This window comes from Robertmurraya kyonggiensis, from assembly GCF_005116465.1.
Taxonomy (GTDB): domain Bacteria; phylum Bacillota; class Bacilli; order Bacillales; family Cytobacillaceae; genus Robertmurraya; species Robertmurraya kyonggiensis.
In genome coordinates, this window is record NZ_SWBM01000007.1 from 112,231 (window position 1) to 138,839 (window position 26,609).

The following is a 26,609-nucleotide window of genomic DNA, read 5'->3' on the forward strand; positions in this document are numbered from 1 at the left end:
TGTTCCTTTCCTCCTTATTTCATAGATCTAAAGGCAGGAAAAAATGAGTCTTATAATGACAACATGATAAAATTATTTATTTTCTTGAGATGGCTCCTTTAATCCCGCTCCAATTCCTTGCAGTAAATACAAAGAAAAGGTCAAAGCTCTATTAACATCCGTATCTTTCATGAGTTTCATCAAATCAAAAATACCTATTTTTTTGTTCGTTTGAAGTTCCTGCTCTGCTTTTTGAATTCCCCTCATCATTCCGTTTACGAGCTTCTTTGTCATTTCAGGATCGAGTTCAGTCAATGCTCCAGCCGCAGCCATTCCATTATTAATCGCATTCGTTACAGGAGGTCGTAACAATTGTCCTACCGCAATTTTTGCTACTTTTTCTTTCGCTTCAATAAGACTATTGAGAGCCTCAAGAACACCACTTTCGTGAAGTTCTTGAAGAAGCTTAATCGTTTCTGTAATTCCATCTGCGTTTTCTGCTAAATTTTGTATTACACCTTGAAGTTTCTCAGCTTGTTTTTCCTCTTCCTTCAAAATCGGTTCCTTTATTTTCGTAATCGGTTTCGCCATTAGTTCGTCACCCCAGTTCTATTCACATCTGCAATCGGTTCATAATCCTCTCGTGCCCATTTACGTTCCACCTGTACACCGAGCTGTGGGTTGCGTATTGCATAGCGAGGATTGTACAACGGAAGTGGTCTATTCCCTTTTACTTTTATTACCTCCATTTTTACCTTTGTCTGTTTATAAGCTGGTGTTTGTGTCCGCACATCTCCGACACTTCCAGTTAATAGATTAATAGCATTTTCATGACTGACAGAATGCATAGGAACATACAGCTCTTTTCCTTGTACTCGATCGGTTACAACTGTACGAAGCTTGATTGCCCCATAAGGAGATTCCAGGCGAACGAGCGAACCATCTTTCACACCACGTTCTTGTGCAAGTTCTGGCGAAACTTCTACAAATACTTCAGGCAACTTATACAGGATGCCTTTCGATTTATTCGTCATATTTCCCTCATGGAAATGTTCTAAAAGGCGTCCGTTATTCAACGTTAAGTCAAATTCATGTGAAAACTCAATTGGCGGAACATATTCTACAAGAGAAAAATTAGCCTTCCCATCTGCAAAATTAAAACGTTCAGTATAAAGAAGTGGCTCATCCGTGCCATCCTTTTGAACTGGCCATACTAAGCTATCCCAGCCTTCTAATCGGTCATAAGAAACTCCTGCAAAAATCGGAGCTAGGCTTGCAATCTCATCCATAATTTCACTTGGATGTTCATAGTTCCAATTCACACCCATGTATTTCGCGATTTGTTGAATAATCCACCAATCTGGTTTCGATTCACCTAGTGGATCAAGTGCACGGTATAGACGTTGAATACGTCGTTCTGTATTTGTGAATGTTCCATCCTTCTCAAGAGATGGTGCCGCTGGTAAAACAACATCTGCAAATTGCGCTGTCTTTGTCAAAAACACATCCTGTACCACAAAGAAGTCTAGTTTGCTAAGTGTCTCATGCACATGATTGGAGTTTGAATCCACCCATGCCATATCTTCACCCATTAGATACATGGCTTTTAACTCGCCTTTCTCTACCGCTTGTAACATTTCAATGTTGGTTAATCCTGGTTGACTCGCAATTTCCACGCCATACGCCTGCTCAAATTTCTCTCGTAACTTGTCATCTGTTATCCGTTGATTTCCTGGAAGCCATTGTGGCAGGGTACCCATGTCACATGAGCCTTGCACATTATTATGACCACGAAGAGGATATGCCCCAGCACCCGTACGACCAAAGTTTCCTGTTACGAGCAGAAGATTAGCGATAGCCGCTGATGTATGGGAGCCAGCCACATTTTGAGTGACACCCATTCCCCATAAGACAGATGTTCCATCTGCTTCGTGAATCATTCTAGCCGTTTCAATTAGCTGTTCCTTTGGAAGACCTGTTACTTCCTCTGCATACTCAAGTGTGTATTTTTCTAATAGATTAAGATACTCGCTATATTGATTTACTCGTTGTTCAATATATTTTTCATCATGCCAGCCCTGATCGATGATATATTTCGCAATCGCTGTTATCCAAACAAAGTCCGTCCCTTGCTTAGGATGTAAAAATAAATCGGAACGCTCAGCCATTTCATGTTTTCGCAGGTCAGAAACGATTAATTTTTGTCCGAATAATTTCTTTGCACGCTTTACTCGCGTTGCAAGCACAGGATGCCCTTCGGTTGGATTTGCACCGACAATGATAACAAGACCACTCTTCTCAATATCTTTAATCGTACCGGAGTCACCGCCGTATCCAACAGTGGCAAGCAATCCATCTGTAGCAGGAGACTGACAATAGCGTGAACAGTTGTCAATGTTGTTTGATTCAAATACTTGGCGTGCTAATTTTTGCATAAGATAAGAATCTTCGTTTGTTGTTTTAGAAGAACTTACGAATCCTAGTGCAGAGCCTCCATAGGTTTGTTTAATCGTACCCATTTTGTCAGCAATCAATGTTAAAGCCTCACCCCAAGTTGAAGGGACAAACTCATCTCCTTTACGAATTAATGGAGTAGTAAGACGCTGATCACTATTCACAAAATCCCAGCCGAACTTTCCTTTAACACAAGTGGAAACACTGTTTACAGGACTGTTTTCAGTTGGTTCGATCTTTAATATTTCACGGCCCTTTGTCCATACTTCAAATGAACATCCAACTCCACAGAATGTACAAACCGTTTTGGTTTTCTCAATACGATTTTCCCGCATCGCTGCTTCTACTTCGGATACAGCGAAGATTGTTTTATAGTCTGGCTCGACTGCTTTAATTAGATCCACCATAGGTGTTAACAAATCATCTGGCATGGAAGTCATGAATCCCGCTTCACCTAGCATGGATTTTTCCATCAATGCATTACATGGACAAACTGTTGCACACTGTCCGCAAGATACACAGGAAGATTCATTAATGGACTTCCCATTGTCCCACAAGACACGTGGCATCTGTCGTTCCCAATCAATCGTTAACGTTTCATTCACTTGCAGATCTTGGCACACTTCTACACAACGCCCACAAAGAATACATTGATTCGGATCGTATCGGTAAAAAGGATGCGACATATCTACTTCATATCCTTTTTCACGGAAAGGACGAGTTTGATGTTCTATTTCTAAAAGTTCCGCTGTGTTGTGCACACGGCAATTTCCGTTATTGTTGTCGCAAACCGTACAATAAAGTAAGTGGTTCTCTAAAATGCGGTCCATTGCTTCTGTTTGTGAAGCTTTGGCCCGTTCTGAGGAAGTTAATATATTCATTCCTTCCTCTATTTCTGTCGAACAAGCTCTCATGATTTTTCCATCGATCTCACACATACATGTATCACATGTTTGTATTGGACCTAATACCTCTGAATAACAAACATGTGGGTGCTCCATCTCTTGTTGCAAAAGATAATCGAGAATTCGAGTTCCTTTTTCTACCTCATGCTCCGCTCCATTAATCTTTACTTTCACTAATTCCGACAATGTAGACTCTCCCTTTTTCCAAAATAAAAAAGCCCACCATAAAATAGTGTGTGTAGAACTTTACACACTATTTTATGGTGGGCTAATATCTAAGCAGTGTTCCTACTCGTTATCCATCTCACCTATAATCATTAAAAAAGACATAGAAGCAAGCAATTTAGCATTACTTAACATCCATGAAGTTTACACTATAATTATAGTACTTATGGTTTTTAATCTCAATAACAAATTTTCTTTAAGGCAAATTCTCAATACCCATAAAAGGCATCTTTTTTGATGTTCCGTTTTGGGATATTGTTGTTTTTCAGGAGAGTCGAAATAGAGTCTACCATCGCTTTCGGTCCGGCGATAAAGTAATTACCATTGTCCTTATAGGAGCTCGCGAACTTTTCGGTCTCCCAATGTAAATCATCTCTCGAATCGAGGTAAGTAACAGTTACGTTAGCAATTGCATCTAGTTCATCTTTAAATAGGTATGTCTTATTACTATCCATATAGAGTAGATGTATTTGCTCCGTTACTCTATTTCCTTCAGCCTCATTCTGTTTTAAGATTGAGCGAAATGGTGTAATGCCAATGCCACCTGCAATCAGAAGTGTCGGCTTATTATCGGTTAGATTAAATGAGCCTAGCGGACCGGCAATAGTCATTTTCGTTCCAGGTTTTAATTCTAGTAATGCCTTTTTAAAATCACTTGGGTTATCCGTAATGCTCGTTGTTATTTTGACGACATTCTCTGATGGCGAAGATGCCAAGGTAAACGGTTTAGTCGGGGTTTTTATTTTCTTATGAGTAACCGTAAGCAGTCCATGTTGTCCTGCTTTCCATGTCCAATCATCCCCTTTTTCAAAAACAAATGTATACACATCCTTTGATTCTTTGCTGTATTCTAAGAAAACTAGTGCTCGCTTCTTAAATACTGCCACCATATCTTGAAAAAATCCCATTGTTCCATCTCCTTTATATACTTGTAAGCTAAAACTGGCCCAGTTTAACACTGAGCCACGCTTTTAAAAACATGTTCTGCGTTACATTTCTCCCAACACTTTTTTGAGGTCTTCAACCTTGCTTGCCCAACCGTATTTCGCACCATTGAAAGCTTGATCTTCTTTTTCAAACCCTGTTTGTTCCAGATGTACGTATGTTACTCCATCCTCTTCCTTCAATGTCCATGTGACTACAGTGTTTATTGGACCGCCTACCCACGTGTAGGATAACTTATTAGGCTCGTCCACTACTAAAACTTCACAATCTACAATTAAGTTCCATTCTGGATTTCTGAATTGACTTTTATGCCCCACAATTGGTTGAAAGTCATTTGCCATAATCCATTTTGAAAGAATGTCGGAATCAATTAACCCATTCCACACCTTATTGATTGGATTTTCAAATTCAAAGTCTAACGAAATATCTGCCATTATTTATCCTCCGATAATAAATTTTGTAAAAGTGCCACTCTTTCTTTCCAAAACTCCTCGTAAAAGGACAGCCAATCCTTCACTTCCTGTAGGGGTGCCGCATTTAGTCGGTACCTTGTCTCTCTCCCCACTTTACGATCTATCACTAGGCTTGCTTCTCTAAGAATAGTTAAATGCTTAGATACAGCCGTTCGTCCCATTTGAAATTGATCGGTTAATTCATGAAGTGGTAGTTCATCTGCATTTGCCAATAAACGTATTAATTTACGCCTTGTCGGATCAGCGATGGCTACAAACACATCACGTTTTTGCTCTGTTTTCGTAAAAGATCACTCCTTTTAAATACGACACCAAATAGTGTCTTAATTATAGGACACCATTTGGTGTCGTGTCAATCGTATTTTCGACATAGCGATATTTGTTTTTATATCTGAATGTATCTATCCTCGCAATTATGCGTACATGCTGACTCGCTATCTATACTATTTTTCTCTTATAAAAAGAAAAAAAACCGCTCACTAAAGTGAACGATTCCAATTCTCGGCTGATATTTCCTGCACAAAATGTACGGCTAGCAAATTAGTTCACGTCTTCAAAGATCGCTAAAATCTCATCTGCTGATTCTGCTGCCACAAGCTTATCAATATTCTCTTCTTCCGAGCAAACAATGGCAATTTTTGAAAGAATGTCGAGATGCTCGTTATCTTTTCCTGCAATCCCAATCAGAAGCTTCACGATATTTCCACCGCCAAAGTCTACTCCTTCTGGAACTTGAACAAATGAAATTCCTGATTGTTTGACAAAGCACTTTGAATCCTCTGTTCCATGCGGAATTGCGACGAAGTTCCCCATATATGTAGAAGTCAATTGTTCACGTTCAAGCATTTTCTCAATATAATCAGCATCTACATAACCCTTTTCAACAAGAATGCTTCCCGTTAAACGAATAGCTTCCTCTTTTGTTTCCACTGCTGTATTTAATAGGATATTTTCCTTCGCAAAAATTGACATCAACTAAACACTCCTTAATTCTTTTAATTTCTCATCAAAAAATTGGTCAAATCTACCTGATAGTAATGCTTCTATACGGTTTTGATCGCTAGATTGAAACACCGAAATATTTTCTTCACTCTCAATGAAGAGTGTGCTCAGATAACTCAGCACTTCTAACACTCTTTCCGACGCATCTTCTGGAGAAAGCATTAAAATAAACGACTTCATCTCCATGCTGCTTCCATCCATACCCGCTACCTCAATAGGTGTAGCTACAGTATAGATTGAAAAGCAAGGTTCCAGAACATGTCGGGTCCTCGTATGAAATAGCGCCATCTTTGTTTCTGGGATACCTAGTCCACCGAGTTTCTCCCTTTCGATAACGGCTTCAATCACGGATTCGATATTCGTAATCTTATTTCTTTCAAATAATTCATTTACGGCGTAGTCTAAAATTTCCTTTGTTGTTTGGACCGAATGGAGTTCTTCTAGTTTAAAGTCTTTTAGAATCGTCTCAATGGCATGAGCGTATTCTTGTATAATAGAAAGTTCCTTAATCAGCGTAGCTGCCGGTTTCTTGCTCTCTCTGTCACGAAAAGCGACTTTGAAGTCCTTTTCTGAACTTTTTACCATGATTTGCTCATTTATGTAGGAGCGAACTCTTTCAATCTCTTCTTTATTTAAAATGGGACTCACTAAAATATAATCCAACTCAGAATCTACTATTGGAATCGTTGAAATAATGAGCGAATACTCGTCTGTCTCCATTTTCTTAAATTCCATTACGGAGACATTTTTTACCTGCTTCAGCTCAGGAAATTCTTTCTGCAACCGCGTGACAAGCATTTTCGATGTGCCAATTCCACTTGAGCAAATCACCAATGCTTTGACGTTCCCAATGTCCTTAACTCCTAAAAGTACAGCACCAAAATGCATCACAAGATAGCCGATTTCTTCATCTGGCACATCAAATTCATGAAAGGTCTGCCGCACAGCTTCCTTCACCATCGAAAAAAGCTCAGGATAATCCTGCTTGATTTTATCTAATAGCGGATTGCTGATTCCCATCTTCTGTTTGATGCGATAGATAGCCGGTTTCAGATGTACAACTAATCCTTCAAATAAAGAGCGATTGCCCGATAAGTCCAAGCCGATTTGTTTTCCCACAAACTCAATCAAGCTTCGTGTCTTAATGGCTACCTGATAGCTTGAATCTTCCGCAATATACTCATTGTCATGACGCAACTTCGCCCCCTTCAAGTGCATCGTTATGTACGCAACCTCTGCTTGCGGAATTTGAATTTTGAATACCTGTTCTAATTCAGCGACGATTTTCTCTGCAAACTTGTATTCCTTTGAATCAAACTGATTATCCAAATAAGCTTGGTTAATGGTGATGCCTTCCCCTTTTTGAATTCGCTCAACTGCCAGTGCAAGGTGAACAACCAAGCCAATATAGGCACTATCTGCGATCGCAAAGGGTAATTCTTGGATAATAGACTCGACAATTTTTTCAACTGTGACAAGCTTTTGTTTCTCAACCAGCCCTAACAGCCTTTCCGAAATGGAATTGATATGCTGGGTGGAGCGTTTTTGAATATTTTCTCTTGCGAAGGAGAGGATATCGGATTCATCGAGATACTCTGATATTAAGTGCCTCATCGCCCTTCTCTTTGCCCCTTCTTCCCCTTCAATTTCAACCCCATACCCTCTTTTTCGGATAAGAGAAAGTCCAGAAGTATGCAGTCTCTCTTCTAATTTGGTTAAGTCTGCACTGACGGTTGCAATCGTTACATTTAAATCATTGGCTAATCCAACCAGTTTAACTGGTCCCTTTGATTCTAACAGCTCACACAAAATAATCGTTTGCCGTTCATCCGGTGTATACTCCGTTCGAAAGAGATTAATTAAGAACATCTCTAGTTCATGTACCTTATTTGGTTCCCCTGCTATTTGAACACCAACGCCTGACTTTTTTTGCAACCAAAGTTCATATTCTTTTAAAATATCTTCCACATTTTTCAGATCCCGATGTACCGTCCTGGCACTGACACCAAGTTGGTCAGCAAGATCTTTGACAGTCATCTCATCGTTTTTCGTTAATAGAATTTCAAGAATCTGTCGTTCTCTTGCGGAAATATACATTTACTTCACTCCCTGGAAGGATCATACCTCCATTAAAAGATGTTGCCAAAGTACTTACAGTTTCATTTTATCTTATTACACTAAATTTAATAAACCTGGCACATTTCTGTGCCAGGCGTATAATCTATTCTTTCTTTAAAGAATCGACTAATTCATCATATTTTGGGCTATTTAGGAAGTTCTCCACTGAAATATGAACAACATCCGGAAGTTTTGCTTTGGCACGATCGGTTAGGTCCTTATGGGTAATAACAATATCTGCATCAGCAGGTAAATTGCTAATCGCTGTATTCGTAACGGCTATGCCCAAACCAGCTTTTTGCACTTTATTTCGTAAAATTGATGCGCCCATAGCACTTGAACCCATACCTGCATCACAAGCAAATACAATTTTGTTTACTACATCTGGATTAATGGCAGTTTGTGTTGTTAATACAGAAGACACAGAGCTTTTCTTCCCTTTCATTTCTTCCATTTTAGCTGTTGCAGAAGTTAAATCTTCTTCGGTTGCTTTGCTAGTTTTTAAGATTAAAGAAGCGACTGCAAATGAAACGGCTGTTGCAACTATTACCCCCGCTAATACACCAAGGTAATTTCCTTTTGGTGTCATGGCAATTAAGGCGAAAATACTACCTGGTGATGGAGCTGCTACAAGACCTGCATTGAAAAGATTAAACGTGAATACTCCACTTACGCCCCCAGCCATAGCTGCAAGAATTAATGTAGGCTTCATTAAGATATATGGGAAGTAAATTTCATGAATACCACCCAAGAAGTGGATAATGACTGCACCTGGTGCTGTTTGTTTTGCAGTACCTTTCCCAAATAACCAGAACGCAAGTAGAATACCTAATCCTGGTCCAGGATTTGTTTCTAATAAGAATAGAATAGATTTCCCTGCATCTGCAGCCTGTTCAATTCCTAATGGACTTAAAATCCCATGGTTAATCGCATTATTTAAGAATAAAACCTTTGCTGGTTCAATAAAAATGTTTGCTAAAGGTAATAAATTCGCATTAATAATCGCTTCAACTCCGGAAGCTAATACATTACTTAAGCCTTCTACTACTGGCCCAATTCCCCAAAAAGCAATGATCGTTAACAATCCACCGATAATTCCAGCAGAGAAATTATTCACAAGCATTTCGAATCCAGCTTTGATTTTTCCATGAATCGCTTGGTCGAACTTCTTAATCACATATCCACCAATCGGTCCCATGATCATAGCACCTAAAAACATCGGAATATCGGTTCCCACGATAACCCCCATAGTTGCTGTAGCACCCACAACCCCACCGCGGATATCGTGAACCATTCGACCACCAGTAAAACCGATTAATAATGGCAATAAGTATGTGATCATTGGTGAAACTAATTTAGCCAAATCCTCATTTGGCCACCAGCCTGTGTCGATAAATAATGCTGTAATAAGTCCCCATGCAATAAAGGCCCCGATATTCGGTAGTACCATATTACTTAAGTTACTTCCGAATTTTTGTATTTTTACTTTTACATTTGATTTATCTTGTGTTGTTTCAGTCATCTTATTTCCCCCTTTGTTGATTCTGATAACCCTTACATTTTTCATATTAAAGCGTTTTCAAATGGGTTTCAATTTAATCAAAAATGCATTTTGTCATTTTGATTGTTGCCATTATTAAAATAGGGCATAAGACCCTCGATATTTCCACTCAGCCCTACTTTTGCATCCCTCGTTTGCTAGTAATCTTAATCTCTCCTTAAATGGCAAAAGTCCTGCAAAAAAACTTATCATCTTTCAGGGCTTTCCATTCGCTTTTTGTTTCCTTCACTCAACTAATTTGCCTGTCCCTTAGTATCCTAAAACAGCGCAAAAAGATTGCTCTAGACCCACTAGTCTCCTTGTTGTTATCATAATCAAGTGCTTAACGGGAGGGACTAGAATGGAAAATGAAAAATATAAAGATCTTAAATTAGGGGAACGTGGAGCAATTGTTAGTATACTTGCTTACATGTATCTCTCAATCATAAAATTATTTGTTGGTTATATCACTGATTCTGCTGCATTAAAAGCTGATGGCCTTAATAATACAACTGACATAATTGCCTCGATTGCTGTACTTATCGGTCTTAAACTTTCACGAAGACCTCCAGACAAAGACCATGGTTATGGACATTGGAAAAGTGAAACCATTGCCTCTATGGTCGCCTCTTTTATTATGGTAGTGGTCGGTCTTCAAGTAATAATAGAAGCAGGCACATCTATCTTCCAAGGAGAAAAACAGTCTCCAGATATACTTGCAGCCTACGTGGGCATAATGTCTGCATTAGTGATGTATTCTGTTTATCGTTACAACAAGAAATTGGCGCAAAAAATTAATAGTAAAGCCGTAATGGCAGCAGCAAAAGATAATATTTCAGATGCTTGGGTGAGTATAGGTACAGCAATAGGGATATTTGGTTCTCAATTCAATTTGCCATGGCTTGATACTGTGACTGCCTTTATTGTAGGAATCTTAATATGTAAAACAGCTTGGGATATATTTAGAGAAGCCTCACATGAGCTTTCAGATGGATTTGATGAAAATAAAGTACGGCTATATCGGGAAGTAATTACAAATGTGGCCGGTGTTAAAGGAGTAAAAGAAATTAAAGGTAGAAACTACGGAAACAATGAAGTGTTAGATGTGGTGATCCTTGTTAATTCAACATTGGATATTAAAGAGGCACATGACATTTCTACTCATGTTGAAATGGTAATGATAAAAGACTTTGGCGTGTATGATGTTCATGTACATGTTGAGCCGAACTAACCCTAAATTCATGAGGTAGTTCACAGGGGTTCCTTCTTGTCTCAAACTTCAATAAAATGCATGATGTAATGGAAAAAATGGAATATGAGACCCTCTTAAATCGGCAGTTTAAGAGGGTCTCATTTCATAAAACAATATTATTGTGGTTAAGTAAAATCAGGAATTCAGCATTTTCCCCGATAATGAATTAGATAGGAAAAATAAATGTAGCCCTATTCATGACTTAATATTTATCAATTGTAGCCCCAAGGACAGAAGCACGGATGAAATCAAGATTTTGAAATTTTTCAAGTTCAGCCGGTGTACCTGAAACAACAGCACCATTAAGACGTATATTTCCATTGGTAGCCTGAGTGTTTTCTTTCATTCCTTTCAATGCTTCCTTCACTGTACTTCTGTTTTCTTTCAGTTGTTCTAAGGTCTGGATAAACAACGGACCAAATTCTTCAGAATAGGGAACCTCAGGTCTGACTGCAAATCCAAAGGCGCCACCCCCACCCTTCGTCTTCACACTGTCACTATCTAATGTTTGCTCCATTTTTTCCATTTGAGCCACATTCGTTGTATCCACCCACAGCCAATTGACATGATCATGCCCCAACTTTTCAGCCGCTTCCGTTAGAGTCATAGGCTCCTTAAAGGAAAGAGCTACCTCAATCAATTTGTTCTCATCGAGAGTAACAGCAATATCCAGTTCATGCGGTAAATAGTCATAAGACAAGGTTGGATAATAGAAATCTATTTTCCTTTCATTATTAAAATTATTATAACGAACATACCTTTTTAGCTCATCATCTATGCTATTCACTTCGACCATCCCGCTGCCTTTTTCAAGAATCTCACTTCTTCCAAAAAGCGGAATTTTTTCAGTTTGCTTATCCCAAACAATTGATTGGTCGCCAACATTCTTCGTGTATGTGGTCTCTGCTTCAACACTGAAAAGATTGTAGCTATAGGAAGTATCGCTCAACATGATATTTGCTCCATGAATGCTATGGTATAGATGATCCTGATTATTGATTCGTTTCGTTAAAATATAATGACTTCCTATAAAAAGAATAGCCAGTAAAACAGACGTCGTTAAAATGGCAATAAGCATATATTTAATCGTTTGTATCCTTTTCGATTTTTTGACAGCCCTCTGTAAAGAAAGACTACTCATAAAATCGATCTCGTTCTCATTCTTTGTTTTGTTATTGTCGCTCATAAGTTGCCTCCTTATAAATTTCTTCTAACTTTTTTCTAGCCCTGAATAAATTAGTTTTAATTGAACTAACACTTATCTCTAACAATTTCGATATTTCTTCGTATGTAAGACCTGATTGATATTTTAAAAGTAACAGCTCCTGAAAATGAGGTTTTAACTGTGAGAGTGCTTTTCCAAGCTCACTGTTTCTTTCCTTCTGTAGAAAAATGTTTTCAGGAAGTTCCTGTATATCTACCTTTAGAACACTCTCATTTAAGTCCAATACGTATCGTCCTTGTTTGCGGCATTGATCATAATAAGCATTTAGCGCCACTCGTATCAGCCAACCACGAATTTTTGCATTCTTGATAGAATCATAGTAAAGAAGATATTTATAAGCTGCCTCCTGAACAGCGTCCTCTGCATCTAACTTTGAAATGCCTAACTTTAGCAAATATCTATAAACAATATTAAGTTCTTCATTGAGTTCATCATTCTGTCTTAAAACATCCATCATCGTCCTCCTACAAACAAGACGTATAACCTTGAAAAAAGTTTACAAATTCATTAGGTTTAATGTTATTTCTTGAAAATGAATATTAGGTAGAAATGTAAATTACAAAGGATAAATTAATAATCGGAAAAATTGGATAATAATGCTATTATATTATTAAATTACCAAATTTTAGCGATAAGAGGGGGATTTTATGAGAAAAAGATTAATCATTAGTAGCATGTTAGTAGGAGTGTTAGCTGCAGGTATTGGTTTTGGAGGTCATACATATGCTTCAGAGGCACCTGATCAATCAGAGCAAATTGTTAAAATGCACGAAGGCGACACTCCCATTTCCATTAGTGTAGATGAAAAAACTGGCATAACAGTTGAAATCTACGAGGTTAAAGAAGCACCTTTTCAAACATTTGCCTCTGGTTGGCAAACAATTGGATCTGACTCTTTCACTTTGTATAATGACAATAAATTCCGTACAAATGGGACCATTGTTAAATCAGGTGGTGGAGACTTTGGCATAAGAGTGAGTGCACATACTTCTTCTTCAATTACTGGTACATCACCTTTAATGACGTTTCAGTTGTTTGAGGACGATCCGTCAGGTGATGCATTCGTAGGACAGGCTAGTTTCTCCAATAAATCAGGTTCCAGTTACGATGTCGTTTTCAGAAGCATCGGGAGTTATGTCGATGGGACAGATGGCAAAGCCGAATTTTACGTGAAACACGCGGAGAACTATAAATTGAGCAGCGGTTCCCTTCGCGTTACGTATATTGATTAATGAAAAAAGGCATTTCGGAATTTTATTCCTGAATGCCTTGCAATCATAACTAAAAACAGGTGCTAACCACCTGTTTTAGTTTTAAACTATTAATCTTTTATTCAATCTAATAACTAAGATCTTCTCCGTTCGTTGCAATCACTTTCTTGTACCATTCAAATGACTTTTTCTTTGTTCTTTTTAATGTTCCATTTCCTTCATCATCCATATCTACATAAATGAAACCATATCGTTTTTTCATCTCTCCAGTTCCTGCTGAAACTAAATCAATGCACCCCCATGGTGTATAGCCCATTAAGTCCACACCATCTAAGGTAACCGACTTTTTCATTTCTGCAATATGATCTCGGAAGTAGTCGATTCGATAGTCATCTTCCACATATCCATTTTCATCCGGTTGATCAATGGTTCCCATACCATTTTCAACAATAAAGAGAGGTTTTTGATAACGGTCATAAAGTTCAGATAGAGTGTATCTTAGCCCAACTGGATCAATTGCCCAACCCCACTCCGTTTTTTCTACGAAAGGATTTACATCTCCCATTTGTCCACCGGTATCCGTATTCTGAACGATTTCAGTATGGTAAACACTGCTACGGTAATAGCTGAATGCTAAGAAATCCGAAGGGTAACCCTTGAGTATTTCGTCATCCCCTGGTTCTTTATTTATCGTTACTCCCATCTCTTCAAAAAAGCGGTCGGCGTAAGATGGATAATATCCCCTCATCATGACATCCGAATATATCAAAGCTCCTCTCCGATAATCTAAAGCTCCAAATACATTTTCCGGCCTACAATCTTTCGGGTATATACAACTTAATGCAACCATACAGCCAATCTTTGCATCTGGAATGATCTCGTGACAAAGTTTATTTGTCAAGGCACTCGCAACAAACATATGATGCTAGGCTTGATAACGCACCTGTGCGGTAGCCTCTCTTGTTCCCATAAAGGCGTACCCATTTAATACGTTAATTTCGTTGATCGTGATCCAATGCTTCACTAAATCTTTATATCTTGTAAAAACTACTTCGCACATTCTTAAAAAACAATCTATCGTCTCTCGACTTCCTCAACCATTAAAATGCTCTGCCAAATAAGCAGGCGTTTCAAAATGATAAAGAGTAACTAGAGGTTCGATATTATATTTCTTACACTCTTTAAATACATCTTCGTAATACCGGATCTTCAGAAATTAATGAATCTAAATAGTCGCTTGAAGCTTCGGTTTCTTCTATATTTGCTAACTCTGCTGTTTCATCTTCGGTTAATTCATTATGATCAATTTCAAGTGGAATAGTAGAAATGAAGGCTTCAGACATTTCAGTTTCCCAATCATTATTATAAGCACTTACTCTAAACCAATATTCTTGTCTATCTGCATAATATATACCAGCATTTGAATAAACCGACGATGGGTCTATAGGCAAATCACTACCTAATTTATCTTTATGCAAAATAAATCGACCCTGAGAAATTTCTTGTTCAGTTGGCCAAATATTTTTTCCAATGTACTCCAATTTGTTGAATTTCCAACATCAAAAGATTCATATTCTAACCCATTAAAAATCCAAACCTTATATCCAGTAGCACCAGACATCGGGGGCCAAGATAATTCGACAAACCCTGTACCTGTACCATCACCGTTAGAGTACGATTCACCTGATGGTGTACTAGGACCAGGAACAGAATATGTCACTTTTAACAAAGGTTTATATTTATTATCTACAGTATATTCACTAGATATAAATTTTTTATAAATATTCGTTGTTTCCGTATCACTCATTATAATTACTCCGAAATTTGTACTCATATCATTTCGCCAATTTTGAATGATATGAATCGGAATATTCCACTGCTTTATATCGGCATCAAGATTAGTAGGTGATGTTAAACCACTAACAGTGGCTAATTTATTACTAGTAACATAATCTCCACCTTTGTATGTCCATGCTGTAGATGGGTATATTTTGGCATAATTCCAAGAAGCCTCATTTTCATTCCAATCTCTCGAAACTTTAAATAGACTTATATTAACCGGTGAACTGTTATTAGTAGATGAAAAACCATAAATTAAGACTTGATGATTCAATAGATGCATTAACTGGTATCGCAGATAAATCAAATTTTAGAAGTGAACGTATTACATTACCACTAGATGCACCACCACCTATTTCCAAATCATTTCCACCTGTTTGTGTCGGGAAACCCCTTCTTATATTTGGATCTTCAACGTCATCGGATGATTGAATTCTAACGATAGTTGGATCAATCGTGATGGGATATACACGGTTTGAATCTTCTAGCCATTTTTTATTTGGTGCTAAGTGTAAAAACAATTCATTATCAATTATCTGATAAGTGAGCGAAACGTCATATGAAATGGCTTCTTCAGGTACTGAAGTGATCCCCTCTGCCGTCTTGAATCCTTCAGGGACATAAGAATCATACATATAAGGCTTCAAAGTAATATAGTCGCTCATTCGTTTTTGAATCGTACAGGTAGATAGTTCCTGCTTCCTCTTTCACCTTCAAACCTTCTAAGTTCATTTTATATGAGAATCTTGAAGGAAACCCTTCCTCCGGTTTTTCTGTATAAATGATATCTTCTTTGATACGGTCGGAACCCACGGTATATTTCAAATCAATATTTGAATAAACCTCTTTATAAGTGATGGTTTCACCTTCAACTTTCCCTTCAATATTAGCAGGGGATTCTCCTGTATGTTCAAGAAGCTCTAATTGGAGTTGAGTCGACCGATCTTGGTCCTCCACCTTCATGATAGGGGCTTTCTCATCAAAAAAATTAGATTCCAAAGCCCCTCCTCCTCTCCATCCCACTCAATCCCTTACCCCACAAGGGCTCACGTCCTATTCACCCGTTCACTCAGAATTCCTCCATGAAATAATTACGTTCCAGCTTTTCCCCTATTTTCACTCGAATTTGTAACGATTTTTCACTGATTTTGAGAAAAAAATTACGTTCCATAGTAGATGAAGGAGAGTGGATTTCGAATGAATCCTGATCTACTCCTACGATTGAAAAACTAACGAAAAAACCAGATAAAACGCTGAAAATCATTTGACTCTATTATGTGAGGAAACCAACTGAAAAGGAATAGGAGATGGCCTGAATCCTTATTGGACAAGGATTGGAGAGGTCCAGAATTGAGAGAAACGAATGGATTAGATTTGGAAACTGATTGAAATGAAGATTGGACTGACATTGAACTGGGGTGGGATTTTTTCCGATTTTGGAAATAAAAAAACCGAAGGTCAACCGGGAAAAGTACCGGAAAAACCTTCGGAATTGGAACGTAATTATTATCTAAGAACCCTTATTTTTATCTAAGGAACCTTATTTTTATTTGAGGACAATTGAGTCTTACTTAAGCAACTACCTTATTCCACCGTAACTGATTTCGCTAAGTTACGTGGCTTATCTACGTCACAGCCGCGGTGTAGGGCTGCGTAGTAAGAAATTAATTGTAATGGTACGACAGAGATAAGAGGTGTTAAAAGTTCATGCACTTCTGGGATGACAAATGTGTCTCCGTTCATTTCTAAGCCTTTCATAGAAATGATGCATGGGTTTGCTCCACGGGCAACGACCTCTTTGACGTTTCCGCGGATGCTTAGGTTTACGCTTTCCTGTGTAGCTAAAGCAATGATTGGTGTACCGTCCTCGATAAGAGCGATCGTACCGTGCTTTAATTCTCCACCAGCGAAACCTTCAGCTTGAATATAAGAAATTTCTTTTAGTTTCAATGAACCTTCAAGACCTACGTAGTAGTCAATTCCACGTCCGATGAAGAATGCGTTGCGTGTATCAGCTAAGAAATCACGAGCAATTTGTTCGAATTCGTCCTTTTCATCACAAAGAGCTTCCATTGCATTTGCAATAATTCCAAGCTCTTTTGTTAGATCAAATTCAAGAGCAAAGCCACGAGCTTCTGCTGTTACAGCTGCTAAAATAGATAGTACGGCAATTTGCGCTGTATAAGCTTTTGTAGAAGCAACGGCAATCTCAGGTCCAGCATGTAATAACAATGTGTAATCCGCTTCACGAGAAAGAGTAGAACCAGGAACATTTGTTACTGTTAATGCTTTATAGCCCATCGCTTTTACATTTACAAGAACTGCACGGCTATCTGCAGTTTCTCCACTTTGAGAGATGAAAATAAACAATGGCTTTTCAGACAATAATGGCATATTGTAGCCAAACTCACTTGCGATATGAACTTCTACAGGAATCTTCGCCATTTTTTCAATAAGCTGCTTACCCACAAGTCCTGCATGATAAGAGGTACCTGCTGCAACAATGTACACGCGGTCTGATTCTTTCATAGCAGCAACGATCTCTTCATCAACATGTAAAGAACCGTCTTCTGCACGGTACTCTTGAATGATTTTACGAGTCACTAATGGCTGCTCATCGATTTCTTTTAGCATGTAATGAGCGTAAGTTCCCTTTTCAATGTCACTAGCATCAATTTCTGCTGTAAATGGAGCACGGTTCATTGTTTCTCCTTCAAGCGTCACGATTGTTACTTCGTTCTGCTTAACAATAACCATTTCCTTATCCATTAATTCAACAAATTGATTTGTCACTTGAAGCATTGCCATCGCATCACTTGCAACAACGTTAAAGCCTTCCCCAAGACCTACAAGAAGTGGACTTTTGTTTTTCGCAACAAAAATAGTATCCGGAGTTTCAGTATCTAAAAGAGCAAACGCATAAGAACCATGCACAAGCTTTAATGTCTTGCGGAACGCTTCTTCAACTTCTAAGCCCTCTTTCATGAATACTTCAATCAACTGGACAACGACTTCCGTATCCGTTTCACTCTTTAACGCAACGTCCATTAAATACTCATCTTTTAAAAGCTCATAGTTTTCAATAACACCATTATGAACAAGTGTTAAACGTTCAGTTGTGCTTTGATGTGGATGGGCATTCACAACACTTGGCACTCCATGAGTCGCCCAACGCGTATGACCGATCCCCATATTAGCTGAAACATCTGCATCGACAACCATACGTAAATCAGCAATTCTGCCTTTTTCTTTAAAAACATGTACGCCATCTGCATTCATTACAGCGATTCCAGCTGAGTCATAGCCTCTATATTCTAGCTTCTCTAAGCCTTTAACTAAAATTTCCTTTGAGTCATTATTTCCAATATAACCAACGATTCCGCACATATTTTTCTTCCTCCCAAATAAGGGGGCAAGAAACCATTCTTTTAAAAGGGGCACTTGCCCCCTTATCTCTGTTTTTTAGTATATTATTTGTATGCTTTTTCTCTTCATTGTCCACTAAGTCGCCTTCAGTGATTTAGAAAAAGAAATAACGATTTGCATACGAAACCGGGAGGCACCCGCCGAATATCGATTAACCTCCACCTCGTCAACTAACAACCCTTCCGTTCGGTCATTAGTTCAGGCGCTTTTAAAACTTTTAAAATCCTGCCCACCTTTCTATTTTGAGTGAAATCTTTGTAAAAAATTCTCTTACGCCCATTAGACGTGCTGGTCATCCAGAAAGTTACAACCAGCATGAGAGCTATTTACAAAAACAGGATTATCATACCCCACATTCTTATAGTTCGTCAACTAAAATCCAATTAAATAAGGGGATACTCCCAATTACAAAATATGCATAAGGGGTTGTATGAGTCCCCTTATGCACAGAAGTTCCATTATTTACTTAGGCCTATTACTATTCTTCTAAGCCCATTTCCTCTTTTACAACCGCAGCAATTCGCTCTACATAAGAAGCACATTGCTCCTCTGTTGGCGCTTCTGCCATTACACGGACAAGTGGCTCAGTTCCAGATGGACGGACAAGAATGCGTCCATTTCCATTCATTTCTGCTTCCACTTCCGTAATAATCGCTTTTACTTTTTCATTATCCGTAACATGATACTTATCTGTCACACGAATATTAACGAGCTTCTGTGGGAATTTTTCCATTTCATTCGCTAATTCAGATAATGGCTTCTTCGTCATTTTCATGATATTCACAAGCTGTAATCCTGTTAAAAGTCCATCACCCGTCGTATTGTAGTCTAAGAAAATGATGTGACCAGATTGCTCTCCACCTAGGTTATAGCCACTTTTCTTCATTTCTTCAACAACATAGCGATCGCCAACTGCTGTTTGGGCACTCTTAATTTCATGTGCTTCTAAGCCTTTGTAGAACCCAAGATTACTCATAACCGTTGAAACTACCGTATTATGCTTTAATCTTCCGTTCGCATTCATGTATTTCGCACAAATATACATGATTTGATCTCCGTCAACAATGTCCCCATTTTCGTCGATCGCAATCAGGCGGTCTCCGTCTCCATCAAATGCTAAACCAACATCTGCTTCTCTTTCCTTCAAGAATGCTGCTAAAGCTTCTGGGTGTGTTGAACCTACGCCATCATTGATGTTTAATCCATTAGGTGAAGCACCCATCGTAGATAGGTCTGCTTCAAGGTCTGCAAATAAATGAGCTGCTAATGATGATGTTGCTCCATGTGCACAATCAAGTGCAATATGTATGCCAGAGAAGTCTTCATCAACAGTCTGCTTCAAGAATTGGATATATTTTTGTCCACCTTCAAAATAGTCATTTACTTGTCCAAGATGTTCCCCAACAGGTCTTGGTAACTCGTCGATCTCTAAATCTAATAATTGTTCAATCTCAAGCTCTTGCTCATCTGAAAGCTTAAAGCCATCTGAACCGAAAAATTTAATTCCGTTATCCGCAACTGGATTATGTGATGCAGAAATCATGACACCCGCTTGAGCTCCCAGCACTTTTGTAAGGTAAGATACTCCTGGCGTAGAAATCACACCCAAACGCATAACCTCTGCTCCGATTGATAACAACCCAGCAACAAGGGCTCCTTCAAGCATATGTCCAGAGATTCGAGTATCGCGACCAATTAATACCTTTGGTCTTGGTTGGTTCTTTGTTAATACATATCCTCCAAAACGTCCTAATTTAAAGGCAAGCTCTGGTGTTAATTCACTATTCGCAACACCGCGAACTCCGTCCGTACCAAAATATTTACCCATCTATTCTCGCTCCTTTTTATCCTTCGTTAAGCTTCTTTCTGCGTTATGGATATTCTTCCTGTATCTTTAGCTAACTTCCAAGTTACATTATCTGGACCATCGACAAAAAATTTCACATCGTGATCCCCTGCATCAAGTCCTGATACATCCACATAAACCTGAAAGTTCGATGCATCTATAGAAGAAATCTCCTCATTTGTTCCAGTTATCGTTACATTCAACGAGCCATTCGAAGGGTCACGAAAGGCTGCTTTATATTGGTCGGATAGACCTTGAATCGAAATCGGTAGATTGCTTAAGGTCTTACTCTCCGATTTTTTCGCTTTGATGGTCACCTTGACCAATTCTGGATCAACAGCCACAATCCCATCAGATATAATGACAGGTAATGTTATCTCTGTATCCCCTGTAATTTCACTGACATCTACTTCAACACGAACAGATTCAGTTTTATCTAAAATATCTTTTTCCGCAATAATTGTTGCTTCGTCTTTTTCTAAAGTAATCGAGTCAATGTTGACCCCTTCTGGTAGCGTCCCATTTTCCACGATACGAATCGGCACCGTTTTACTAGATGCCTTAATTGGAATAGTTACTTCTACCGTTCTCGGTTCGACCACGACGTCCAATTTATTAAGTTCTTGGTCAAGGACTAAGATCTCTGCTTCTTGCTTCAATGTATCTTGAATCGGGCCCTTCACATCCAAAGTTGCCTTCACATATGAAATTTTCTCTAGAACATCCTTGGCACCGGTAATTTTCACTTTTTTAGGATTGATTTCTGCAGCATCAGAAATGTATCCATCTGCTAAAACACCTGAATTGAATTCCGCTTCTACGCTGAATTCTTTTGTTACTTTTTCTTGAACAGATACCTCTACTGTTTCCGGTTCGATCTTCACCGTTAATCGTTCTGAGATATCCCGAATTTGAATTGGTACTTCTTGCGTACCAATTTCTGCTTCTGTCAAATCGACATATACCTCAAACCCTCTTTGGGTCACAGCTTGTTGTAGATTCGATTTTGGACCAGAGAGTGTAATTGTAACTGTTTCTGGTACTCCTGAAACCACTAAATTCTCCGTGTCATAATAGCTTGTAACTGGTACATTTTTAATGATCTCTGCATCTTGGTCCTGAGGGACATTTATGACAGACTGATTCTCCTGGTTCACATTCTCAAAGAGTAGCAATGCCAAGATAAGCGCAATTACCCGAATGAACCAAGGATTTTCGATGAGTCTATTGATAAACTTATCCATTTGCTTTCCCCCTCCAGTTCCAGAGACCTGAAGAAGCAGGTTTAGATTTTACATCTGAAATTAATTCTGCAGATAATAATTCTCTAAACTTATCTAACTTTAAATCGCGATGCAATTCTCCATTTTTCGTTAAAGAAATGGCACCTGTTTCCTCTGATACAATAACTGTCAAGCTATCGGTAACCTCACTAATCCCTAATGCCGCCCGATGTCTTGTCCCTAATTCTTTCGAAATAAAAGGACTTTCTGACAATGGTAAATAACACGCCGCCGCAGCTACCATATTCTTCTGTAAAATGACGGCTCCATCATGTAAAGGCGTATTCGGAATAAAAATATTTATGAGTAGCTCAGATGAAATATTGGAGTTAAGCGGGATACCCGTCTCTATATAGTCAGCTAAACCCGTCTCTCTTTCAATCGAAATAAGAGCTCCAATTCGACGTTTTGCCATATAATCTGTTGCCTTAACGATGGCTTCTACCATTCGTTCCTGTTCCTCTTCTTCCTGATAACCACTTCGAGAGAAAAATTTACCACGGCCTAATTGCTCGAGCCCTCTTCTTAACTCTGGTTGGAAGATGATTACAAAGGCGACTACTCCCCATATGAGTACTTGCTGCATCATCCAGTTCAAGGTTTGTAAATGGAACTTATCACTAATTAAGGTGACAATTAATATCACAAAAATCCCTTTTAATAATTGAACCGCTTTGGTTCCCTTAATCATCATGATGAGCTTGTATATCACGTATGTAACAAGGAGAATGTCAATGGCATTAATCAATAAATCCAATAGATCAAAATTTCCAATCGACATGGGTCTTCCTCCAATTAAATATTTCAAAAGCACAAAGGCTTTATTATCGACTCATTCCCCTATAGTATATCATAATCTAAAAAAACTCCACTTCTGAAAGTAAAGCTTAAAGCACCTCGTTAAGCCCCAACAAGGAGTGGAGGCCTAGCAGGGAGTTGCGTACTTTGCCCTCTCTGGTCTGAAGTTACTTGAGGAGCTAGATGCTGTAGCTAGACACTCATCTAAATTTATGGACGTGTTCCTATACACAACGCTCATAGAAAAACAGCCACTCCAAGTGACTGTTCTTCAGCGTTCTCTTTATCTTCAAAAAAGTTAACGACTTCTTTAGCAGTGTTTTTCATATGATACCATATCCACTCAAAAATCGCATTGATTTCTTCCACATCACCAGTCACTTGACCGGCAGAGGCCATATAATTCTCTCCGTTAATGACTGTTGCATTTCCATCGATTTGTCCTTCGACGCGAAGGCTACCATTCCGGACCACTACGTCTCCTTTGACTACTTCGCCCTCTGGCACAATAACTGTGTCATGGTCAATGACAAGATTCGGCTGTTTCGAAACCGATAGAGCCTTCTCTGTATTCCATGTGGACAACAAGCTACCCATCATCAATACAATGAAAAGGGAAGCTGCCGTTAGCATCGGATGTTGTCTAAACCATCTTTGAACCCCGACTTTTTTCTTTTCCTTCGGCAATGCATTCATGACTCGCATCGTAAAATCATCTGGTGCCGATATATGGGCAACACTTTTAACCAAAGCAAGTGATTTTTCTAATTCTTGAAAATGCCTATGACAATCTCCGCATTTTATGAGATGTGCCTTTAGCTCTAATGCATCCTCCTTAGAAATTTCTTCATCCAAGTATTCATGCATATAAGCGATATATTTTTCAGGACACTTCAACGTTTTTCACCTCTCATTAAACATTCCTTAATTGATGTCTCAACGCTTCTCTTCCTCGGTGAATCCGTGTCTTCACGGTCCCCAAAGGCATATCCAGTATCTCACTGATTTCATTTAATGAAAGTTCTTCAATATACTTGAGCACAATCACTGAGCGATACTTTTCTGGTAGGTTCGAGATCTCTCTCTGAATGATGTCTTGCAGTTCCATATTCTCTACCTCATCTTCAGGTAGTCTCGTGTCTGATGGAATTTGCGAGTACATAGTAAGCCCATCTGTTCCAGAAACCTCAGCATCTAAGTAGTAATCAGGTTTTTTCTTCCGTATTCGGTCGATACATAAATTCGTTGCAATGCGATAGAGCCACGTAGAGAATTTTAGTTCGATATTAAAGCTTGCTATATTAACATATGCACGAATGAATGCTTCCTGTGCCATATCTTCGGCTTCATGTCGATTGCCTAGCATACGATAACAAAGCTGATACACCTTGTCCTTGTATAGTTCAACAATCTCTGCATAGGCGTTTTGATCACCTTTTAAAACTTGTTTAATCCTTTTCTTAATTATTGCGTCCATGGTTTCTATTTACCTCCGCTCTACTGCGGCTATTCGATATACGAATCGATAGCAGAAAAGGTTTCATTTTTTAATAAAACTTTTTTCACACCTACTATTCTAACAAAAAAATCCAATTATTGTTAAAGAATTTATGGGTAAGGGGAACTATACGTCTGTGGTCTTATATGAGGATGTTTGTGATTGCGCTGATCTATTCAAAAAAATAAGAGCCCAGTAATACGAATAGGACTCTTAAATAGTATTAATCAATTGTAACTATATTATCATTGATGATCTTTTATAACAATTTTTCACCAAAAAGAGAACCCATTAATGCTACAGCTAATGATGCTGTTTTGTTCTTATCATCTAAAATCGGATTAACCTCAACAAACTCGGCTGAAGTAACTAGATTTGCTTCTGCAAGCATCTCCATGGCCAAGTGACTCTCCCGATAGCTGATGCCTCCATTGACCGGTGTTCCCACCCCTGGTGCTTCTGCTGGGTCTAAGCCATCTAAATCTAAGGATAGATGAACACCATCGGTCTTATGCTTTAAGTACTGAATGCTTTCCTCTATTACTTTCGTCATTCCGAGTCGATCGATTTCATGCATGGTGTAAACCTTAATGCCTTTTTCCTTGATTAATGCTCGTTCGCCTTCATCCAAAGAGCGCGCTCCAATAATAACAATATTCTCTGGTTTTACTTTTGGCTGATAACCGCCAATATTCGTGAGCAGCGGGTGACCAAGTCCCAAACTAACAGCTAGCGGCATTCCATGAATATTCCCAGATGGGGAGGTTTCCGCGGTATTCAAATCACCATGGGCATCATACCATATTACACCGAGATTTTGATAATGTTTTGACACGCCCGCTAACGTTCCAATTGCAATACTATGATCTCCCCCTAAAACCAATGGAAATGAACCAGATTCAATGACTTCATCTACTTTCGCAGCTAACTTAGCCGTTTTCTCTGCTATTAGTTCTAGATTTCTCAAATTAGACTCCTGATCAATACTGACCTCTGGTCGCCCAATGGGGATATCACCCAAATCCTGAACTTCATCAAATAAGTTTTTCAGTCTTTCGTTTATTCCAGCATATCGAATCGCACTTGGGCCCATATCTACTCCACGTCGCATTTGTCCAAGATCCATCGGCATACCAATAATCGCTAATCTCTTCATTTCTTTCCCCTCCCTCTTCTATATCTACCTCCATTCTAAACGCTTACATTCCTTTGACTCAACTCGACACATTTATGTATATATATGCAAAAAAGCACACAAATCCATGGATTCAAGTGCTTTCATTAGATTGTATATGGATTTCGCTAAACTACTTTGTGGCAAAATAAAAATCCTTAAGATATTATCTTAAGGAATAATGAGCCATGAAGGACTCGAACCTTCGACCCTCTGATTAAAAGTCAGATGCTCTACCGACTGAGCTAATGGCTCGTAAAATGGCTGGGCTAGCAGGATTCGAACCTACGAGTGACGGAGTCAAAGTCCGTTGCCTTACCGCTTGGCTATAGCCCAATATTGTTATGTAAAGTTCAAAATAAAAAGGACTCTTTTTAGCTTGTCCCATTTTTTTGTTTTTATAGCTTCCTTTTACGTTTCGTAAAAAACACTGGTGGAGGGGGACGGATTCGAACCGCCGAACCCGAAGGAGCGGATTTACAGTCCGCCGCGTTTAGCCACTTCGCTACCCCTCCGCAGTAAAAGACAAAAAAAATAATGGTGCCGGCCAGAGGACTTGAACCCCCAACCTACTGATTACAAGTCAGTTGCTCTACCAATTGAGCTAGGCCGGCAAATATTAGATGTTTTTTTACTACGTAAAAAAACATGAGTGGAGGATGACGGGATCGAACCGCCGACCCCCTGCTTGTAAGGCAGGTGCTCTCCCAGCTGAGCTAATCCTCCATGTTGTTCCTTATTTTCACTTTTGTGAAAAATTAGTGGAAAGCTATTTTACTCCGCTACGCTTCGTAAAAAGCATTGGTGACCCCTACGGGATTCGAACCCGTGTTACCGCCGTGAAAGGGCGGTGTCTTAACCGCTTGACCAAGGGGCCATGATAATATTGTTACGAAAGCTTCCAACCGGGCTCGAACCGGTGACCTCTTCCTTACCATGGAAGTGCTCTACCTGCTGAGCTATGGAAGCATAAAATCTAGCTCACTTCTATTATTTAGAAATGGCTCCGCGGGTAGGACTCGAACCTACGACCGATCGGTTAACAGCCGATTGCTCTACCACTGAGCTACCGCGGAATAACAATAGAATTTTTTATTTGCCCGGCAACGTCCTACTCTCACAAGGGGACAGCCCCTAACTACCATCGGCGCTGAGAAGCTTAACTTCCGTGTTCGGTATGGGAACGGGTGTGACCTTCTCGCCATCGTCACCGGACCTATAAATTATCAAGACAAATTCTATTATACTGATTTTATTCGTTTTTTCAAGAGTATTTTTAAAAGAATTTCACTTTTTTTGTACCCTCAAAACTAGATAATGCTGAAGAAGAAGAATTACGAAAGTAATCTATTTGGTTAAGTCCTCGAACGATTAGTATCAGTCAGCTCCACACGTCACCGCGCTTCCACCTCTGAC

At 39.0% G+C, this 26,609-nt stretch carries 24 protein-coding genes, 8 tRNA genes, 1 rRNA gene and 1 pseudogene; 3 read left to right on the forward strand and 31 right to left on the reverse strand.

All coding sequences use genetic code 11. The features are described 5' to 3' along the window. Nucleotides 1–72: 72 nt before the first annotated feature. The 8 genes from FA727_RS20770 to FA727_RS20810 form a co-directional block, all read right to left on the reverse strand. Nucleotides 73–570: a helical membrane plugin domain-containing protein gene (locus FA727_RS20770; protein ID WP_136833412.1), complete on the reverse strand. Its 498-nt coding sequence runs from the start codon at nucleotides 568–570 to the stop codon at nucleotides 73–75. Then, entirely contained in the window at nucleotides 570–3,524 is a 2,955-nt protein-coding gene (gene fdhF, locus FA727_RS20775; RefSeq protein ID WP_136833413.1) for a formate dehydrogenase subunit alpha, read from the reverse strand. Before fdhF ends, FA727_RS20770 begins: the two co-directional genes overlap by 1 nt. Nucleotides 3,525–3,772: 248 nt before the next feature. Beyond that, nucleotides 3,773–4,471 (reverse strand): FAD-dependent oxidoreductase, encoded by a 699-nt coding sequence (locus FA727_RS20785; RefSeq protein ID WP_136833414.1) that lies wholly within the window; start codon nucleotides 4,469–4,471, stop codon nucleotides 3,773–3,775. 81 nt (nucleotides 4,472–4,552) lie between these two features. Then, nucleotides 4,553–4,942 (reverse strand): SRPBCC family protein, encoded by a 390-nt coding sequence (locus tag FA727_RS20790; RefSeq protein WP_136833415.1) that lies wholly within the window; start codon nucleotides 4,940–4,942, stop codon nucleotides 4,553–4,555. Then, on the reverse strand, nucleotides 4,942–5,241 hold the full coding sequence (locus tag FA727_RS20795) for an ArsR/SmtB family transcription factor (protein ID WP_136833416.1): 300 nt from the start codon (nucleotides 5,239–5,241) through the stop codon (nucleotides 4,942–4,944). Before FA727_RS20795 ends, FA727_RS20790 begins: the two co-directional genes overlap by 1 nt. 280 nt (nucleotides 5,242–5,521) lie before the next feature. After that, nucleotides 5,522–5,953, reverse strand: coding sequence for a PTS mannitol transporter subunit IIA (locus tag FA727_RS20800; RefSeq protein WP_136833417.1), 432 nt, complete (start codon nucleotides 5,951–5,953; stop codon nucleotides 5,522–5,524). Between the two features lie 3 nt (nucleotides 5,954–5,956). Continuing rightward, on the reverse strand, nucleotides 5,957–8,080 hold the full coding sequence (locus tag FA727_RS20805) for a BglG family transcription antiterminator (protein ID WP_136833418.1): 2,124 nt from the start codon (nucleotides 8,078–8,080) through the stop codon (nucleotides 5,957–5,959). Nucleotides 8,081–8,204: 124 nt separating this feature from the next. Further along, nucleotides 8,205–9,623, reverse strand: coding sequence for a PTS mannitol transporter subunit IIBC (locus FA727_RS20810; RefSeq protein WP_136833419.1), 1,419 nt, complete (start codon nucleotides 9,621–9,623; stop codon nucleotides 8,205–8,207). A 379-nt stretch (nucleotides 9,624–10,002) separates the two neighbouring features. Here FA727_RS20810 and FA727_RS20815 point away from each other — a divergent pair, with 379 nt between their 5' ends. Continuing rightward, on the forward strand, nucleotides 10,003–10,872 hold the full coding sequence (locus FA727_RS20815; RefSeq protein WP_136833420.1) for a cation diffusion facilitator family transporter: 870 nt from the start codon (nucleotides 10,003–10,005) through the stop codon (nucleotides 10,870–10,872). 223 nt (nucleotides 10,873–11,095) lie between these two features. Here the strand turns inward: FA727_RS20815 and FA727_RS20820 are convergent, their stop codons facing one another. Next, complete coding sequence (locus FA727_RS20820; protein WP_136833421.1) at nucleotides 11,096–12,079, reverse strand: anti sigma factor C-terminal domain-containing protein; 984 nt, start codon at nucleotides 12,077–12,079, stop codon at nucleotides 11,096–11,098. After that, complete coding sequence (locus FA727_RS20825) at nucleotides 12,066–12,572, reverse strand: RNA polymerase sigma factor (RefSeq protein ID WP_136833422.1); 507 nt, start codon at nucleotides 12,570–12,572, stop codon at nucleotides 12,066–12,068. Before FA727_RS20825 ends, FA727_RS20820 begins: the two co-directional genes overlap by 14 nt. A 193-nt stretch (nucleotides 12,573–12,765) precedes the next feature. Between FA727_RS20825 and FA727_RS20830 the strand changes: the two genes are divergently transcribed. After that, a complete protein-coding gene (locus FA727_RS20830; RefSeq protein WP_136833423.1) occupies nucleotides 12,766–13,350 on the forward strand; it encodes a YndA family protein in 585 nt (194 codons plus the stop codon). A 106-nt stretch (nucleotides 13,351–13,456) separates the two neighbouring features. Here FA727_RS20830 and FA727_RS20835 read toward each other — a convergent pair. The 5 genes and pseudogenes from FA727_RS20835 to FA727_RS20865 form a co-directional block, all read right to left on the reverse strand. Continuing rightward, a pseudogene (locus FA727_RS20835) lies at nucleotides 13,457–14,542 on the reverse strand (family 1 glycosylhydrolase). Further along, nucleotides 14,511–14,807 carry a hypothetical protein gene (locus tag FA727_RS20850; RefSeq protein WP_136833426.1) on the reverse strand — a complete coding sequence of 99 codons (297 nt, stop codon included), beginning with the start codon at nucleotides 14,805–14,807 and terminating at the stop codon, nucleotides 14,511–14,513. The pseudogene FA727_RS20835 and the gene FA727_RS20850 overlap by 32 nt, the downstream one beginning before the upstream one ends. Beyond that, the gene (locus FA727_RS20855; protein ID WP_158318940.1) at nucleotides 14,789–15,442 is read right to left on the reverse strand and encodes a DNRLRE domain-containing protein; all 654 of its coding nucleotides are present in this window, start codon (nucleotides 15,440–15,442) and stop codon (nucleotides 14,789–14,791) included. Before FA727_RS20855 ends, FA727_RS20850 begins: the two co-directional genes overlap by 19 nt. Then, complete coding sequence (locus FA727_RS20860; RefSeq protein WP_136833428.1) at nucleotides 15,402–15,833, reverse strand: hypothetical protein; 432 nt, start codon at nucleotides 15,831–15,833, stop codon at nucleotides 15,402–15,404. Before FA727_RS20860 ends, FA727_RS20855 begins: the two co-directional genes overlap by 41 nt. Then, nucleotides 15,796–16,167: a hypothetical protein gene (locus FA727_RS20865; RefSeq protein WP_136833429.1), complete on the reverse strand. Its 372-nt coding sequence runs from the start codon at nucleotides 16,165–16,167 to the stop codon at nucleotides 15,796–15,798. Before FA727_RS20865 ends, FA727_RS20860 begins: the two co-directional genes overlap by 38 nt. Nucleotides 16,168–16,558: 391 nt before the next feature. On the opposite strand from FA727_RS20865, the gene FA727_RS24195 reads away from it, so the two are divergent. Next, complete coding sequence (locus tag FA727_RS24195) at nucleotides 16,559–16,702, forward strand: hypothetical protein (protein WP_158318941.1); 144 nt, start codon at nucleotides 16,559–16,561, stop codon at nucleotides 16,700–16,702. Nucleotides 16,703–16,752: 50 nt separating this feature from the next. Here FA727_RS24195 and glmS read toward each other — a convergent pair whose 3' ends face one another. The 16 genes from glmS to rrf all read right to left on the reverse strand — a co-directional run bounded on the left by glmS (nucleotide 16,753) and on the right by rrf (nucleotide 26,408). Further along, nucleotides 16,753–18,555: a glutamine--fructose-6-phosphate transaminase (isomerizing) gene (gene glmS / locus FA727_RS20870; protein ID WP_136833430.1), complete on the reverse strand. Its 1,803-nt coding sequence runs from the start codon at nucleotides 18,553–18,555 to the stop codon at nucleotides 16,753–16,755. 517 nt (nucleotides 18,556–19,072) lie between these two features. Continuing rightward, a complete protein-coding gene (gene glmM / locus FA727_RS20875; protein WP_136833431.1) occupies nucleotides 19,073–20,422 on the reverse strand; it encodes a phosphoglucosamine mutase in 1,350 nt (449 codons plus the stop codon). 26 nt (nucleotides 20,423–20,448) lie between these two features. Beyond that, the gene (locus tag FA727_RS20880; protein WP_136833432.1) at nucleotides 20,449–21,684 is read right to left on the reverse strand and encodes a CdaR family protein; all 1,236 of its coding nucleotides are present in this window, start codon (nucleotides 21,682–21,684) and stop codon (nucleotides 20,449–20,451) included. Beyond that, nucleotides 21,677–22,504 carry a diadenylate cyclase CdaA gene (cdaA, locus tag FA727_RS20885; RefSeq protein WP_126411064.1) on the reverse strand — a complete coding sequence of 276 codons (828 nt, stop codon included), beginning with the start codon at nucleotides 22,502–22,504 and terminating at the stop codon, nucleotides 21,677–21,679. The genes FA727_RS20880 and cdaA overlap by 8 nt, the downstream gene beginning before the upstream one ends. 254 nt (nucleotides 22,505–22,758) lie before the next feature. Beyond that, complete coding sequence (locus FA727_RS20890; protein ID WP_136833433.1) at nucleotides 22,759–23,418, reverse strand: anti-sigma factor family protein; 660 nt, start codon at nucleotides 23,416–23,418, stop codon at nucleotides 22,759–22,761. Between the two features lie 16 nt (nucleotides 23,419–23,434). After that, complete coding sequence (gene sigW / locus FA727_RS20895) at nucleotides 23,435–23,998, reverse strand: RNA polymerase sigma factor SigW (protein ID WP_136833434.1); 564 nt, start codon at nucleotides 23,996–23,998, stop codon at nucleotides 23,435–23,437. A 280-nt stretch (nucleotides 23,999–24,278) separates the two neighbouring features. Then, nucleotides 24,279–25,175 (reverse strand): arginase, encoded by an 897-nt coding sequence (gene rocF, locus FA727_RS20900; protein WP_136833435.1) that lies wholly within the window; start codon nucleotides 25,173–25,175, stop codon nucleotides 24,279–24,281. 200 nt (nucleotides 25,176–25,375) lie between these two features. Then, nucleotides 25,376–25,448: transfer RNA gene (locus tag FA727_RS20905), tRNA-Lys, on the reverse strand. 6 nt (nucleotides 25,449–25,454) lie between these two features. Further along, a tRNA-Gln gene (locus FA727_RS20910) sits at nucleotides 25,455–25,529 on the reverse strand. Between the two features lie 95 nt (nucleotides 25,530–25,624). Continuing rightward, nucleotides 25,625–25,708, reverse strand: a tRNA-Tyr gene (locus tag FA727_RS20915). A gap of 23 nt (nucleotides 25,709–25,731) precedes the next feature. After that, nucleotides 25,732–25,807, reverse strand: a tRNA-Thr gene (locus tag FA727_RS20920). A 39-nt stretch (nucleotides 25,808–25,846) separates the two neighbouring features. After that, nucleotides 25,847–25,919 (reverse strand) — tRNA-Val (locus FA727_RS20925). A 76-nt stretch (nucleotides 25,920–25,995) separates the two neighbouring features. Then, nucleotides 25,996–26,070, reverse strand: a tRNA-Glu gene (locus FA727_RS20930). A 19-nt stretch (nucleotides 26,071–26,089) separates the two neighbouring features. Beyond that, nucleotides 26,090–26,162, reverse strand: a tRNA-Thr gene (locus tag FA727_RS20935). 32 nt (nucleotides 26,163–26,194) lie between these two features. Next, nucleotides 26,195–26,269 (reverse strand) — tRNA-Asn (locus FA727_RS20940). 22 nt (nucleotides 26,270–26,291) lie between these two features. Continuing rightward, a 5S ribosomal RNA gene (gene rrf, locus FA727_RS20945) occupies nucleotides 26,292–26,408 on the reverse strand. Between the last annotated feature and the right edge of the window lie 201 nt (nucleotides 26,409–26,609).

Bases quoted from the DNA above. Each gene is read 5' to 3' on its own strand.
- FA727_RS20770 (WP_136833412.1), bottom strand. From the start codon at position 570: ATGGCGAAACCGATTACGAAAATAAAGGAACCGATTTTGAAGGAAGAG.
- FA727_RS20785 (WP_136833414.1), bottom strand. From the start codon at position 4,471: ATGGGATTTTTTCAAGATATGGTGGCAGTATTTAAGAAGCGAGCACTA.
- FA727_RS20790 (WP_136833415.1), bottom strand. From the start codon at position 4,942: ATGGCAGATATTTCGTTAGACTTTGAATTTGAAAATCCAATCAATAAG.
- FA727_RS20800 (WP_136833417.1), bottom strand. From the start codon at position 5,953: ATGTCAATTTTTGCGAAGGAAAATATCCTATTAAATACAGCAGTGGAA.
- FA727_RS20805 (WP_136833418.1), bottom strand. From the start codon at position 8,080: ATGTATATTTCCGCAAGAGAACGACAGATTCTTGAAATTCTATTAACG.
- FA727_RS20810 (WP_136833419.1), bottom strand. From the start codon at position 9,623: ATGACTGAAACAACACAAGATAAATCAAATGTAAAAGTAAAAATACAA.
- FA727_RS20815 (WP_136833420.1), top strand. From the start codon at position 10,003: ATGGAAAATGAAAAATATAAAGATCTTAAATTAGGGGAACGTGGAGCA.
- FA727_RS20820 (WP_136833421.1), bottom strand. From the start codon at position 12,079: ATGAGCGACAATAACAAAACAAAGAATGAGAACGAGATCGATTTTATG.
- FA727_RS20825 (WP_136833422.1), bottom strand. From the start codon at position 12,572: ATGGATGTTTTAAGACAGAATGATGAACTCAATGAAGAACTTAATATT.
- FA727_RS20830 (WP_136833423.1), top strand. From the start codon at position 12,766: ATGAGAAAAAGATTAATCATTAGTAGCATGTTAGTAGGAGTGTTAGCT.
- FA727_RS20860 (WP_136833428.1), bottom strand. From the start codon at position 15,833: ATGAGCGACTATATTACTTTGAAGCCTTATATGTATGATTCTTATGTC.
- FA727_RS24195 (WP_158318941.1), top strand. From the start codon at position 16,559: ATGAAGATTGGACTGACATTGAACTGGGGTGGGATTTTTTCCGATTTT.
- glmS (WP_136833430.1), bottom strand. From the start codon at position 18,555: ATGTGCGGAATCGTTGGTTATATTGGAAATAATGACTCAAAGGAAATT.
- glmM (WP_136833431.1), bottom strand. From the start codon at position 20,422: ATGGGTAAATATTTTGGTACGGACGGAGTTCGCGGTGTTGCGAATAGT.
- FA727_RS20880 (WP_136833432.1), bottom strand. From the start codon at position 21,684: ATGGATAAGTTTATCAATAGACTCATCGAAAATCCTTGGTTCATTCGG.
- cdaA (WP_126411064.1), bottom strand. From the start codon at position 22,504: ATGTCGATTGGAAATTTTGATCTATTGGATTTATTGATTAATGCCATT.
- sigW (WP_136833434.1), bottom strand. From the start codon at position 23,998: ATGGACGCAATAATTAAGAAAAGGATTAAACAAGTTTTAAAAGGTGAT.
- rocF (WP_136833435.1), bottom strand. From the start codon at position 25,175: ATGAAGAGATTAGCGATTATTGGTATGCCGATGGATCTTGGACAAATG.